At 59.5% G+C, this 13,678-nt stretch carries 14 protein-coding genes and 1 pseudogene; 10 read left to right on the top strand and 5 right to left on the bottom strand.

Annotated features, from left to right (window positions below; all coding sequences use genetic code 11):
* Positions 1-174 precede the first annotated feature (174 nt).
* From ACIHAX_RS28605 to ACIHAX_RS28595, 3 genes and pseudogenes are all read left to right on the top strand, one after another.
* Positions 175-1,344, top strand: a pseudogene (locus ACIHAX_RS28605) (IS110 family transposase); the annotation flags it as partial.
* On the top strand, positions 1,321-1,860 hold the full coding sequence (locus ACIHAX_RS28600; protein ID WP_397280723.1) for an Lsr2 family protein: 540 nt from the start codon (positions 1,321-1,323) through the stop codon (positions 1,858-1,860). The pseudogene ACIHAX_RS28605 and the gene ACIHAX_RS28600, both read left to right, overlap by 24 nt.
* Before the next feature lie 398 nt (positions 1,861-2,258).
* Positions 2,259-3,218, top strand: a complete 960-nt coding sequence (locus tag ACIHAX_RS28595; RefSeq protein WP_397280602.1) for a toll/interleukin-1 receptor domain-containing protein — start codon at positions 2,259-2,261, stop codon at positions 3,216-3,218.
* A gap of 29 nt (positions 3,219-3,247) precedes the next feature.
* On the opposite strand, the gene ACIHAX_RS28590 is transcribed toward ACIHAX_RS28595, so the two are convergent.
* Positions 3,248-4,141: a DUF4231 domain-containing protein gene (locus ACIHAX_RS28590; protein WP_397280600.1), complete on the bottom strand. Its 894-nt coding sequence runs from the start codon at positions 4,139-4,141 to the stop codon at positions 3,248-3,250.
* Between the two features lie 80 nt (positions 4,142-4,221).
* Between ACIHAX_RS28590 and ACIHAX_RS28585 the strand changes: the two genes are divergently transcribed.
* Positions 4,222-4,821, top strand: a complete 600-nt coding sequence (locus tag ACIHAX_RS28585) for a TIR domain-containing protein (protein ID WP_397280598.1) — start codon at positions 4,222-4,224, stop codon at positions 4,819-4,821.
* Positions 4,822-5,015: 194 nt separating this feature from the next.
* Here ACIHAX_RS28585 and ACIHAX_RS28580 read toward each other — a convergent pair whose 3' ends face one another.
* A complete protein-coding gene (locus ACIHAX_RS28580; RefSeq protein ID WP_397280596.1) occupies positions 5,016-5,345 on the bottom strand; it encodes an MTH1187 family thiamine-binding protein in 330 nt (109 codons plus the stop codon).
* Positions 5,346-5,373: 28 nt separating this feature from the next.
* Positions 5,374-6,702 carry a hypothetical protein gene (locus tag ACIHAX_RS28575; RefSeq protein WP_397280594.1) on the bottom strand — a complete coding sequence of 443 codons (1,329 nt, stop codon included), beginning with the start codon at positions 6,700-6,702 and terminating at the stop codon, positions 5,374-5,376.
* A gap of 299 nt (positions 6,703-7,001) precedes the next feature.
* Here ACIHAX_RS28575 and ACIHAX_RS28570 point away from each other — a divergent pair, with 299 nt between their 5' ends.
* Positions 7,002-7,220 (top strand): hypothetical protein, encoded by a 219-nt coding sequence (locus tag ACIHAX_RS28570; RefSeq protein WP_397280592.1) that lies wholly within the window; start codon positions 7,002-7,004, stop codon positions 7,218-7,220.
* A 6-nt stretch (positions 7,221-7,226) separates the two neighbouring features.
* Positions 7,227-7,499, top strand: coding sequence for a hypothetical protein (locus tag ACIHAX_RS28565; protein ID WP_397280590.1), 273 nt, complete (start codon positions 7,227-7,229; stop codon positions 7,497-7,499).
* Positions 7,500-8,811: 1,312 nt separating this feature from the next.
* On the opposite strand, the gene ACIHAX_RS28560 is transcribed toward ACIHAX_RS28565, so the two are convergent.
* A complete protein-coding gene (locus ACIHAX_RS28560) occupies positions 8,812-9,516 on the bottom strand; it encodes a hypothetical protein (protein WP_397280588.1) in 705 nt (234 codons plus the stop codon).
* A 97-nt stretch (positions 9,517-9,613) separates the two neighbouring features.
* On the bottom strand, positions 9,614-10,255 hold the full coding sequence (locus tag ACIHAX_RS28555) for a hypothetical protein (protein WP_397280586.1): 642 nt from the start codon (positions 10,253-10,255) through the stop codon (positions 9,614-9,616).
* A 237-nt stretch (positions 10,256-10,492) separates the two neighbouring features.
* Between ACIHAX_RS28555 and ACIHAX_RS28550 the strand changes: the two genes are divergently transcribed.
* The 4 genes from ACIHAX_RS28550 to ACIHAX_RS28535 all read left to right on the top strand — a co-directional run bounded on the left by ACIHAX_RS28550 (position 10,493) and on the right by ACIHAX_RS28535 (position 13,643).
* Positions 10,493-10,642 (top strand): hypothetical protein, encoded by a 150-nt coding sequence (locus ACIHAX_RS28550; protein ID WP_397280584.1) that lies wholly within the window; start codon positions 10,493-10,495, stop codon positions 10,640-10,642.
* Positions 10,643-10,729: 87 nt separating this feature from the next.
* Entirely contained in the window at positions 10,730-11,932 is a 1,203-nt protein-coding gene (locus ACIHAX_RS28545; RefSeq protein ID WP_397280582.1) for an OmpA family protein, read from the top strand.
* A gap of 236 nt (positions 11,933-12,168) precedes the next feature.
* Positions 12,169-13,440: a hypothetical protein gene (locus tag ACIHAX_RS28540; RefSeq protein WP_397280580.1), complete on the top strand. Its 1,272-nt coding sequence runs from the start codon at positions 12,169-12,171 to the stop codon at positions 13,438-13,440.
* Between the two features lie 2 nt (positions 13,441-13,442).
* Positions 13,443-13,643 carry a hypothetical protein gene (locus ACIHAX_RS28535; protein ID WP_397280578.1) on the top strand — a complete coding sequence of 67 codons (201 nt, stop codon included), beginning with the start codon at positions 13,443-13,445 and terminating at the stop codon, positions 13,641-13,643.
* Positions 13,644-13,678: the final 35 nt, after the last annotated feature.

Raw genomic sequence — 13,678 nt, 5'->3', positions numbered from 1 at the left:
CATGGCTGGCACACCTCCGATCCTGTCCGAAGGCTTATGCAAGAAGGCCGACGCGACGCCCGAATGAAAGGCACGACTCGACCGCTTGTGAAGGTCTGCGCTTCGAGCGCTTCTTCGAGAGTGCCGGCGAGTCGTTCAGGACCCGATGAAGGACCGTTGAACGGAAGTATGACTGTGCAGCAGAAGATCTGGGCAGGCATCGACGTAGGAAAGGCAGCACACCACTGCATCGTCGTTGATCATGAAGGCGTCGAATTGTTCTCACAGCGAGTGCCGAATGACCACGCAGCATTGGACTCGCTGATCACGTCGGTGCAAGCCCTCGTTGAGGGTGCCGAGGTCACTTGGGCGACCGACCTCAGCCGAGGCTGCGCTGCCCTGCTCGTTGCCTCGCTCATGCACCGAAGCCAGCGGGTCGTCTTCATCCCGGGGCATATATTTCATCACGCGGCCAAGTCCCAATCGGGCGAGCGAAAAACCGACGCTAAGGACGCAGCGGTCATTGCCCAGCAGGCACGCACGCGACGCGACCTGCGGCCAATCCAACATGTTGATGAGACTACGGCGGAGCTGCGCCTGCTCACCGCTGAGCGAGCCAGCTTGTCCGAAGACCGGATCCGGAACCTCAGCAGACTACGGGCTCTGCTTATGGAATGCTTTCCCGCCCTAGAAGCTGCGTTCGACTTCGCCCACAGTAAGGGCGCCTGCATCCTGCTCACCAGGTTTCAGACGCCGCAGGCGGTCCGGGCGGCCGGTGTCGACGAACTGGCGGCGTGGTTGAAGAGCCTCAAAATCCGCAGCGCAGGGAAAATAGCGGCATCCGCCGTCGAGGCCGCTGACGCTCAACAGATCGCTCTTCCCGGCGAGGCACTCGCGGCCAGCCTCGTATCACGACTCGCTCAAGCCAGCCTCGACCGGGACGTCGAGCTCGCCCACATCGACGCACAGATCGAGGCCCGCGTCCGCCGTCACCGTGACGCTGCCATCATCCTGAGCATGCCAGGCTTCGGCGTTTTACTGACTGCCGATTTCGTCACGGCGATCGGCGGTGACTTCAGAGCATTCCCTAACGCCGGCAAGCTAGCAGGACTCTGCGGCCTCGCTCCTGTACCGCGTGACTCGGGGCAGGTCCGCGGCAACCACCGGCGTCCTCGCATCTACAACCGTCGTCTGCTGCGCGCCTGCTATCTGGCTGCACAGTCGGCCCGCCACTGGGATGAGGCATCAGACGCGTTCTACCAGCGCAAACGTTCCGAAGGCAAAACCCACGTCCAAGCGGTACTCGCCCTCGCACGACGCCGGATCAACGTGCTGTGGGCGATGCTGCGCGACCGCACGCTGTATGAGGCCGGACAACGGGGGGTCCGAGGGCAGGGGCAGGACGGTCGTGCTGAACAGCAAACAGAAGTCGTCGGTGCCAGTACGCTTCCCACGGCGTTATCACCGCTGGGCCACCCGACTGCAGGGCCATGCTTGTCCTCATACGAACCCATCCGAGTGCGACAGGAAGCGCTGGGGCGAAGGCGTTGGGCGCGAGCGCTTGTAGGCAACGGCGACAGCGACAACAAATCGCCGATAATGGAGACCATCGGGTTTTCTCTCGATGGGGTCGGTTACAGGATCACGGTGACCGCCGTCCAAGCCGAGCAGCTACGAAACGCGTTCGGAGAGTGGACAACGCATGCCCGTGAGGTAGGCCGATCCACACAGACAGCCGACCGTAATGGGCCGCAGGATGTCAGGGGTCCACAAAGCAGAGCTATCCGCGCATGGGCCCGCAGCCGGGGGTATCGGGTGTCCGACCGGGGACGTATTGCGACTACTCTTGTTGCGGCCTACCAGGAGGCGCATGGCCAGTGATCAATCCGAGCCCGATGCCCACAGCCAGCGCGCAGGCTGATGGATCATGATGTTCAAGCCGGGCAGGCAACTTCGCCCACCCGTTCAGCAGCCTGGCCGACCCGCTCCTGCGAAGCCGACGGATCAGTGCGCCCACGGCCCGAATGTCGCCGCTCTCTGGGCAGCCAACCCCTGCAGCAAGGAACATCTCGCCAAGTACCCGGAACAAAGTTGATCTTCCGCTGACTCGATAAGGCCCGAGCAAGTTGCACACGCGATGCGAACACAAGGCTTCGTCATATCTGGAGCGGGGTTCCGCAGTGCGTTCAACAGTCCACGATGGCACACCTCAGCATCCCGGCATCGGCTACGCTCGACGAAGATGCAATGCGCTACCGAGAGGCCCTGGGCCGGGAGGGATGACTGTGCAGCACGATCTCTTTATTGCCTACTCACGCAAGAACAGCCGCTTCATAAATCGCTTGGTAGAAGATCTTAAAAGCCATCATGTCGATGTTTGGCTCGATACAATCGAGCTGGAAGTTGGCGACCTAGTCAGTCTCAAGATCGAAGAAGCAATCGAGAAGAGTCGCTACTTTTGCATCGCCATCTCGCCGGCCGCGCTCGCATCCTATTATGTTCGACAAGTGGAGTTTGAATCCGCCTTTACGGTCATGACGCGAGACCAACGAGAGTCATTCATTCTTCCAATTCTGGTACAGCCGGTTGCCGATAAACTTCCCGCACGCCTAGACGGTCGGCATTATCTTGATTTTACGCGCAGGAATCGATACAGTGAAAATGTGCGTAAAATTTCCCGAAAAGTACGACTGCACTCTGACGACTTCAGTGGAAGCCGCTGGTACAAGTCGCTTGAGATTTCTTCGCTTGGCCAACCGACGGGCATCGGTGCGCTGACCCAAGTAGCGCCCACGGGATCATCCTACTGTATCTATTGGGATAAAGGCGTTGTCGACCGAGTCGACGTATTCCAAAATGCCAATCTGATCAATTATAAGAAATTCGGTTATGACGATCGCGGGCGAGTGGTAGAAAACCGCATGTACTCCCCCGACGGTAAAGGCGGCTGGCATGTCGAAGAGGATGTCTGGTACTACACCTATCATCCGCAGACGGGCCGAAGGTGGAAAAAGTATATGAAGTACGACGGTGCCCGAAGTGGGCGCGAGCTCACCTATAACGAGCATGGCCGTCAAACAGAGGAGAATATCATCACCGAGAGTGGCGATCCCGACACCTCGTACGGGTATGCACGCAAGGTATTCGAATACACCGATGACGACTCCGTAATCGAGCACTGGTACGACTACGACGGCGATCTTATCCAGGTCGTGGATTCACGCAAGCAATCAGCGTAGTGGACCGGCCCGAAGTGGGGTAGCTACGGTCACAGACGATGGCGGGTCGCCAGCCACACTACATGCTCACGGCTTATTGCCTCCTCGGCATCATCGACTTCTCTACTCCAGGCATCTTCGGAACCCACAATTACTAACTTCGCTTCTGCATTGGATAAATCCGTGCATGCTGCAGAATAAGCACGAGCGAGGGAATCGTGCTGCTTGGTTTCAATCCAGGCGATCGCAGCGCCAGCGATCATCGCCAAGGCAGGGCCCAGCATAAGCGTGGTTTGCACCACGGCGGTGAACAATGATGCTGCAGCTCCCGAGAACTCCAAAACGAATAGCGCAATACGCCACTGTTTCGAGCGACGCTTGTTATATTTAGCTTTAGCAGCATACCAGCTCTGCTGCGCACGGAGCCGAGCTTCGATGTAGATCTTTCTGCGTTCATCTAATGGCTTAGCGCGCAGTTCCATCATCCAATCGGAGACTTGGGGGGCAGCGACCGGCTCAAGCTCAAGATCAGAAAACTGATTGTTGAGTTCTCCTAGTTTTGCCACCAGCCCACGCGTCGCCTCGTCAGCCACCATGCTGACAGGGAACGGGAGGCCACCGACGGCGTATTTCCAGGCAAGCGTTTTCGCCGACTCGGCGACAGCGCGGCCGTCATACCACGCCTTATCCGGTCGGCGCCGCCACAGGGAAGACTCCTCCAAGATCGACGCGACGAATGCCAGCATCCCAACGAGCCCGAGGACATCGAGTCGCCCACCACCCACGCGCCAAGTCACGATTCCACTGATTGCAGCAACAATCAGAAATAGCAGCCTGCGCCGAATCCCTCCCACGTATGAGCGTTGCCCATCGAGTGAGGCGGCGTCAGCAGCTTGGAACAGCTGCGGCATGGATGAGTCAGGAACCGTTGGGACAGTGGCCATTGCACCATCATCCCTCAGAAGTGTCAGACGTGCCGTCTACACTCCGTCAGCGACACTACGATGAGACCAAGGAGATTCAGGTGAGTCATTACAGTCAGCGGCAACTGCTGGCTGTTGCCCAGCGGGCAGCAGCACGCAAGGTCGACCCCACACGGCACAAGTGCTTCATCTCCTACCACGCAGAAGACTCCGAGGAAGTTGCGGAGTTCCTCGATGCCTTTGGCTCCGAGTTCATTGCCAAGACCATCGGCGTCACCGACGAGGATGACTTCATTGATAGCGAAGATACCGACTACATCATGAGTCGCATCCGTCAGGACTACCTCGGCGATTCAACGGTCACGATCGTCCTCATCGGCAAGTGTACCTGGGCGCGTCGCTACGTGGACTGGGAAGTATACTCGTCGCTCCGGGATAGCAAGTACAGCAAGGTGAATGGCCTCCTCGCGATCCAATTGCCCAGCGCCGCCGTCAACGGCGGCAAGCTGCCAGCTCGCGTCAACGACAACGTCGAGCGGGATGCCAACGGGAACGACATCGGGTACGCGCGCTACAACACCTATCCGGCGGGTACCGCCACCATGCGCAACCTGATCAGTGACGCCTTCAATGCCAGGATGGCAAGGAAGCACCTGATCAATAACACCCGCGCGCGAAAGCAAAGAAGTTCTTCATGCTAATAGCCCGCCCCACCCTCGACCCAAAGAACGTGTAGACACTTACTGATTGACGACTCGCGTTATCCGCGACCTTGGGTGTAGCCGTCTGAGAACGCGCATTTAGTCGTGCGGGGCCCGTCGTAGCTGCGGGTTGACCCAGGAGCAACTCCTTAACAGACTTCGGACAGTCGAAGTTAGCTTTCGCAACAGCTCTCTTAGCGGCCGTTCGATTGCGCCTCGGAGGATCCCGGTTTCGCCGCCAAGTGCCGCTCGACCGATGCCACCTTGCCGGTCATCGCATCGGTGACACCCGGACGGATGTCACCCTTGAGCACGATGCTGCATCGAGGTGCGACAGCCATGACCGCGTCGATCGCCTGCTTGATCACCGCCATGACTTCATCCCATTCCCCCTCGATCGTGGTGAACAGGGCGTTGGTTTCGTTCGGCAGTCCGCTCGCTCGAATCACGCGCACAGCCTCGGCAACTCCTTCGCCGACGCTCTCGCCGGTACCCATCGGCGTGACTGAGAAAGCGATGATCACTGCAGCTCCTGTCGGTAGGTTCCTGAGATTACGAGGCGTGGAGCAGATCGGCGATCCCGCGCCGGAGTTGCTGGGCGCCAGCGGAAGATGTCAGGCGGTCCGCGCTGGCCGCCTGGTACATCAGCCTCAGTCCATCCAGGACGCGCGCCGAGCTGGTGCCGCCGGCGCTTTCGACCGCCTGAAATCCGAGCGCCAATCCTTCATCGCTATCCCCGTGGCGCAACTCAAGAGCGGCCAACCGGATCAGGCTGAGCTGACGCGACCGGGCGTGTTCATCGGACAGATTCAGCGCGGTCCGGAGCCTAGCAGTGGTGCTTGGTACTTCGGCCTTCTGGTGATACGCCAGGTCGAACAGCCCCTGCGCCGTGTCCCCCCGAAGCAGCGACTCGGTGTAGTAGGACTTGAAGCCCTCGTGGTCGGTATCCGGATGGTCTTGGCTCCGCGCTTCGGCGAAGAACTGCTCGGCCTGGTCGACCGCCCGCATACACTCGACCGCGTTGCCGAGGGTGCCGAACGCTCGTGCCTGCACTGCCGCGATGTCGGCGCGGCGCAGCAGCGACAGCCGGTCGGACCGAACCGAGGCCAGTCCCAGCAATGTCAGCGCACTGTCGGCACTCCCGAGGTAGATGTCCTGACGGGCCAGGCACGTCAGGACGGCCGCTCGTAGCCACCACTCGTCGGCTTGCTCGGCGCAGTGCCACCCTGCGCGAAAGCTCGTCCGGGCTGCCTCATGGTTGCCGCGGTCGTACTGTGCCCACCCGACGACTCGGAAGAGCGTCCCGACTACCGCGTGCATGGCGTGCCGCACTGGTTCCGACATATCCGCCCGCAGGTAGTCCACTGCCACTCGGAGCTGCGCGACCATGCCGTCCCCGATGTGCAGGCCCGCGTCATCCGCTGCACGGAACAAGGAGGCCCAGTCACGGACGCGGTTGACGTGGTCCATGCCCACGCGGACCGGAGCGCGGTCGATCGGGTGGGTAGCCGCCGCCACCACATCGTCGGTTACAGCTGTGGCGGATACAGCTAACAAACCGCGAAGAAAGTCAGCGCGACGCACATCATCCACCTGGTGGTCCGGGGCCCATGCCTCCTCATCATAGGACGGATGAACGGCGCGGCTGGTGGCCGGACGGCGACCGCGATCGTGCCGCTCCCGCCACACCGACTCCCCCTCGGCCACGATCTGCTCGAAGCGGGCGCGGTCCTCCGGTGTCGCCCGCTGTTGGTAGGTCGTATCCAGGATGGCCTGGGTACCGGAGCGTGGCGTGACTGCGCTGAGCCCGCTGCGCCAGTTCGTGATCGTGGTCGTCTCTACCCCCAGTAGAGCGGCGAACTCACGAATCGACTTGCGCATAGCTTCTTGAAGTGCGGCGGCTTCGAAGCCGGTCCACTGTCGCGCTCGTACCATCGCCTTTGCCTATGTTTTTGGGCCTGACCTGGGCAAATACCTACGCTGCGCCCACACTACCCCACCACCGCGCCGTACCGCCCGAAACCGCCTGTGCGCCAAAGTCAAAGGCGGTACCCGGTACCGGGCCGACGCCGTACCCCCTCACGCGGCGCACTGGCCCACCAGAGTGGCAGGCCGGTGGCGAAAGCCCCCGGTGCCGGGTACCGCCCGTTCTCCCCATTTTGCCCGGAGGTTTCGATCCAATGGTCACCACGCATTCGCTTGCTATGTACCGACTCATCGCCATGACCCAGGAAGAAGCCCACCAACCGCCAGGGGTGCCGTTCACGATCGAACAGGCGCATTCGGTGATGCAGTTCCATGTGGCTTGTCGGGCGAACCGCTGCCCGCGCAAGGCCGCCGCTCTCGATGCGCTGGTCAAAGGCGGACGAATGGTCTTGTCGACGAGTAAGCCGCGGTGACCCGGCGTGACTGCCATCCCGGATAGCAATCCGATCGAAGGCAGAAGGCATAGGCAACCTGGTGTGCGAGATGGGATGACACCGCCTCGTCTGTTACGCCGGTTCCGCCACATCCACATCGAGTTCGGTGCCCTGAACCTCGATTACATCGCCAGCGCTGAGCAGGCTCAAAACGTCGCCGACCAGCTGGCGCAGGGTTTTCCGGAATTGATCGTCACCGTGGATGACGACATCCGCGCCGATCTGCCGCCCTTGCCGTGCGCTGTGCTGTGGGACTGACCGAAAGGCGGCCGAGACAGCTACTCCCGGAAACCTATCCACTTCCGAGCTTCAGCCGAGTGCCGTGGAGGCGACGACCGTGAACCGAAGGATGATCGCAGTTGACACCCGAGCGTGACCGGAAGCCGATCGGACGTACCTACGTCCATGCAGATGGGCCGTTGGCGGAAGTGATGTGTGATGCATACTTGCTGGAGCTGACGGTTATCCGCGCACGACAGCTGCGTGAGAGCCACCGGATGCACCGACCGGATGATTGTTGGGTGCATTTGCAAGCAGCAGTCGAATTGCTATGTCTCGGTTGATAGCGAGGTGCATCCAGGCTTGTCGTCGTTGGCCATGGGGCTATGGGAGTAGAACGACCACGCTTGATTGTGCAGTCCGATTGCCTGTTATAGGAACATAACCTGAAATGCAATACTTATTGAAAATGAGCAGTCACTCGGGACAATTCCATCACGATCGCCGCCAATTCCAGGCAGTAGTTCTCGATTGCGAACTATGCCGTCCCGCAAGGATGCCTTCTCGACAAGCTGCTGATCGGCCCTCCACTGCGATATTGAAGCGTATCCTGGCACATACTGGATCATGACAACTTTATTGTGGGTCAAAATGTGACAACTGGCCCAAACTGTAGCTACGTTACGACCATGAAGTGCGACTGTAATAAATGGGTCTAAAGCAGGGTCGGACGGAAAAATTAATTCCATCCACGCTCCTGAAATTGACTGAGAAGGATTTTTGGTTGAATTCCGCCCCCATATGCTGACAGATATTGCCGAGTTTTGATATACCGACAGCTGCTTCTGATAAGTCATGACAGGTGCCGCGACGCCGCATTCTACGAATTCGCGCTCGTCGGGGAAGGGCTCGCCAATATCGGTATAACTATTGAAGACGGCAGTTGGCGACGGCTCCTTAGTCGAATACATCGCCCTGTTTGGACCCCAGCTGACAGGAATTTTCTGCGGCGTCGATGCCGCCGTTGTCGTAGATCTCGACGCGGCTGTTGCAGTCGGTATTGCTCGACTGTCAGTGTTGCTCCCACTCCGTACTATCAGGATGGTGACGGACGCGATGACAAGTGCAATCACACCCCCGGCCAGCATCCATTTCTTGTTGACGACTACAGGAGGTAGGTGGTTTATATTTATCAGAATACCGTTGTCTCCGTGATAAATACCGCTGGAGCGTTGAGCGTCAACCTCAATTTTCGTCCGCGAGTTTGTTCTCCGCTTAGTCGGTCTAGCCACTACTGCAATCCTCTCGACCGCATCCTGTCGCGCGCTTCTCCTAACTGGGTTCGCACGGGCTAGAAGTTGTAATTTATCTGAATTCCACCCGGCCCATGATATACACCCTTCGAATGCCGAAAGTCTACTGTGGCATCGTTGTGACGGCTTGCCCTCTTCTTTTTCTTACCACTCCGACGAGTCTCATCATTCAGCCGAGGCGATTCCATTGCATCCGCTTGGTCAGTTTCAGGTACACTTTCGGGGTTTTCGAGCGGTGCAGCCATATTGACCTCCGATAGTAAAATCTTCGCTAATTCAGAACGGATTAGATTGTTGATCTCCTTCCTTGGCTTGGGGCCAAAAGGGAGACCAGCCAGATCCTGTATATACCAGGCGATCTTGGCGGAGGTTTGTGGAGGTTCTTTTGGATATTTTTGTTCTATGGTGCTGAGGACTTCGAAAGGCAGAGGCGGCACCTGAAACAAAAATTTCGCGGCGTATCGCCACGTCACTTCCTCGCTACCGACAGCACGAGGTAGGGGAATCTCCGGAAGTTTTTCTATCGCAGATAGAAGAACCTCTGTCGTGGCTACAACACGACCATCAACGTCTTGCAGCAGGTCGGGCCGTAGTTTCTCAACGATGCGCGACAGCACGTCGAGCTTGACTGGGTCTTTGCCTTCGTGCTTTTTGAAGGCTTTTGGGACGCTGCGCTGCCGGAGGGCTTCCAACTCTTCCATCAGCGCTGCGTGGTCCGAGGTCACCACGGTCAACGAGGGCATGCCGTGAGTATTGCACGCTCTGCGCATGAGTACAGCACTAGTACGGCAACTGTTCACTAAACTATACGACCGACCAGTTTAATCTAGTCTGTCGGTATCATTCTCGTCCGATAAAGTTGATCTGCATCTGACCGCTCTCAATGGTGACAGAAGAGCTGTCTGTACTCATGGTGTAGCGAGTAGCTACGCCTCCAAGTGATCGGCGTCCCGCCGTATTCCCCAGCTCCCGGGGTTCATGTCTGTCTGCAACACGGAGCGATTTTGCTAGGACTTGCACTATCTGCGCCGCGTCTGCAGCATCAATGATTCCTTCAGCGATAGCCTCCGATGTCAATTCCGCTACCCAATCAAATACTTCCTCGCTGTCATCGACGATTAGTTTTCGCACGAATCCCATCGCATTCTCGAAGTCGTGACTTAAGAGCCGCACCACGATAGGTACTGCATTCACACGCTCAAACGGGTCTTCGCTTTCCATTAGTGCTGCGATGACGGCGCTGGCGTGCTCAGGTGATTGACCAGGGAGCAGGTCGAGTTCCCAGTTGAGTTGAGAGTTTTGGCGGGACTGCTCCATCCCGCTGCGTTCCTCAAGGCTTTGTGCGCGCACCTGCGCCAACATGTCGACAATATCCTCTATGGATCGATTCTCAAGATTCAGTATTGGCACCACTGAGCTGAGATGTTCTGGTCGATATCCGCCTAGATCGTACTGCGGCTCGGGTTTTCGATGTTCACCCATTTATTCAATGATCCTTATTTAGTTATTAGTCCTAATTAATCATATTTACTTTAAATTGTCAATAGTGATCGAAAATGCAAGAGTTCCCGTCCCTGTTCCCGGCCTGGTTCTTGAACTGAAATTTGTCCAAGAACCAGGCCGGGAACAGGGACGGGAACTATTTCTTTCCACCACTGTCGCTGACATTCTCAAATCGGCTCATCCGCCCGGAATAGCCATCAGTGATAGGAGGACTACTTGCTTACGGCGCTGACCGTGTGGGCATTCCTGATGCTCACCTACGTGATCGTCTTCCCGGATGTCGCCTTCCAGATCCACATGAAGCTCGCCAAGCGCTTCAGCCCGGATTCTCGGAACAAGCGGAACCGGAAGGGAGGCCGCCGCTAATCCTCGAACACCTCGGCTGCGGGGCTGGTTCATCCAGCCCCGTGCCTTGGATATCCACTCAGCTCAGATCCGAAAGGAACCCCGCCTATGCCACGGAAGAACACCCAGCGCATCATCGGCCGTCTACTCGTCAAGGCGCGTGTCCGGTACATCGTCTTCGCCCTGGCCATCGCCATCCTCGCGATCGGTGTACTAACCGGCTGCACACCCACACCCGCGGCCGCCGCAATCACTCTCGTCGCCACCGCCACCAGTGCCGAACCGGGCCCTGCGCTGCCGGATTCAGTGGTGGACGAACTGACCAACATGGCGAAGCGGTCCAAACGCCGAGGCGGCGCACTGGTCCGAATCGTCACTACGCTCAGCGGCGAGGCTGGCGCGATCGACTTGACGTCACTTCGCCCGAACGGTCAGGTTCAACACGCCACGGCCGACGCCGACCACCAAATCCGCGAAGCTATCGAAAAACTCGGCGTCACGCTGGCCGAAACCACCGCCACCGCACCGGGCCTCTCCGTCTTGCCGCTACTTGACCGCGCCGCGCAGGTCCCGGACACCGACATTCATGTCTTGTCGTCCGGCATCAGCACAGAGGCCCCGATGGACTTTCGGATGATCGGCTGGAATGCCAGCGCCGCGAGCGTGATCGACAGTATCGTCCGACAGGGACAGTTGCCCAACCTGTCGGGACGTCATGTGACTTTTCACGGCTTGGGTATCGCAGCTGGGTCGCAGCTGAGCTTGCCGCCGTTCGCGCGCACTTTCATTGAACAGGTTTGGGTCGGCATCTGCGGGCGCGCTAGAGCGGCGAGTTGCGTCGTCGCCCGTGATGCGCCGACCGCGGCGGCGCCCGCGGCCACCATGCCGGTACCTGTCGTGCCTGTGCCCGATGCGATCACCGAGGGCGGTTGCCCGGTCTGGCTGAACCTGTCGTCGGATTCCGTGCTGCACTTCGCCCCGGAGAGCGCGACCCTGCCGGCTACCGCTGACGATGCCCTCCGGCCGTTCGTGGAGGTCATATCCCGCTGCGATATCCAATCTGTCGATATCACCGGGCACATCGCCGATACCGGCGACGGTGACGATCACCGGAACTTGGCCGCTCGCCGCGCCCGTGCGGTGGCGGATCGGCTGCTCACCCTCGGCCTGCGGCGTGAGCTGCTCGGTGCCATCACTGGACGCGACGCTCGCGAGCCGGTCGTGCCGAACTTCACCAACGGCCAGTTCGACGAAGTCAAGGCCCAGCAGAACCGGCGCGTCGAAATCACCTTTCACCGGACAGGCCGTTGATACCGACTCCTAAGTCCACTCAGCCGTTCCACTATCCGATTGGAGATCCCACTATGACCATCACTCCAGCCACCCGACCCAACAGCCGCCGCACCCCGCATCGACCCCGAACCCTCACGTTGCGCAGACCGACCGAATCAGTCGGTATGACCCCAACGCCATACGAACCGCAGCCGGTGCCGAAGCGAGAAATCGCCACATCGCTGCTCGGACGCGGCCCGATTCCGTCGGCTTGGGTGGTGATGGTGCTGGCGTTGGTGTCCGAACAGTGGCGCATCGGCGCGAAACGACCCGCCGACAAGCTCAGCAACCTGGAAGCCCTGGTGCTCAGCAAGGGCATGGCCGGAGCCGGCGAGATCCGTAATCGGGGTGCCGAACAGTTGGGCAAGCTGGTCGACCAGTACAAGCGTGCCGAGGCCGAAATCGCCAAAGCACGGGCCGAACTCGGGCGGCTCGACGAGCAGCCCGTGACCGCGATGAACAGCGATGTCGTCACCGCGAAGAAGGTGACCGAGCGAATGCAGACCGTCGCGGCGTCAGTACAGAAGGACCAAGACGCGGGCAGCGTGAAGCATCGGCGGGTACCTGTCGGACTGCGACGGATCAGCACCGCCGCAACGCAGCTGGATTTCGTAGCGCTGCTGTATTTCGTAACCCAGGTGTTCAACGTCGATCTTGCTGGAATTGCGGCCGGTGATGGGGCGGCGCTGGGCGAAAGCATCGTGCCGCTGCTGACCTCGATCGTCTTCGCCATCCTCGGCACGGCGGCCGTGGCCATCGGGTTGCACTTCCTCGGTCAAGACCTCAAGGGCTACAAGGACGAACACGGTCACATCCGCCTGCCCAAGGGCAAGGCCCGCGTTATCCCGCTGGTGTATATCGGCCTCGCGGTGACCGTAGCCGTCGGAGCAAGCATCGTTATGGCGTATCGGATCGTGTACGACAGCTTGGCTGCAGGCAACGGCATCACCAGTGCGGTGATCTTAGGCGCGTTCTTCGCAGTCATCGTCATCACGGTGAACGTGGTGGTCTTCTCAGTGCACTACCGCGACGGGTCGCTCCAGACCGACGAGATCGACCGCCTGGCATCGCAACTGGAACCGATCGAGGCGCAGCGCGTCACGTTGCAACACTGGATCGACCACCTGACTCCGGAACTGACTGTGCTGCGCGTCAAGGGCGAACAGGTACACGCCACCACGCTCGCCAAGATGGGCGAAGCGATCAAAGGCGCGGATCAGGTGCGTTTGCTGGCCCGCTCGTATCACCAGGGCTGCGGTGCCGAAACCGAACTGAGCGATCAGCAGAACCAGCCGATGCGTGGGCTGTTGCTGCCCGACGTCACGGTCGATACATCGCTCCTCGATGACCTGCTCAAGCAGATGGCCCCGGAGGACGCGACCTCCGATGCCAGCCCCGAGGAAGCCACGACTGCTTTGCCTTCCCGCGACGACGTCACGTTGCACGCGCAGGTCGACGACGAGGATGAACTGGCCGGGGAGTGGTGACGATGAGCGACGACCTGAACGTGGTTGAGAAGTTCAAACGTGGGTGTGTCAGCATCTTTGTCGGAGCGATTGCCATGTACTGCGCGGTCGGTGTCATCGAATCCATCTGGCCGACACTGGCCGTCGTCATCGGCTTGATCGGCTTGGTTGCCCTCGTTGCTGGCGGCATCGTCATCTACCGAAAAGTGCGTACCAGATGGTGACGGGCTTCGCGGATCATAGTCGCGAACCTGACCTC

It is taken from the genome of Nocardia sp. NPDC051929, from assembly GCF_044548645.1.
Taxonomy (GTDB): domain Bacteria; phylum Actinomycetota; class Actinomycetes; order Mycobacteriales; family Mycobacteriaceae; genus Nocardia; species Nocardia sichangensis.
The sequence above is the reverse complement of the archived record's forward strand: the minus strand, read 5'-3'. Positions and strand labels throughout refer to the sequence as shown.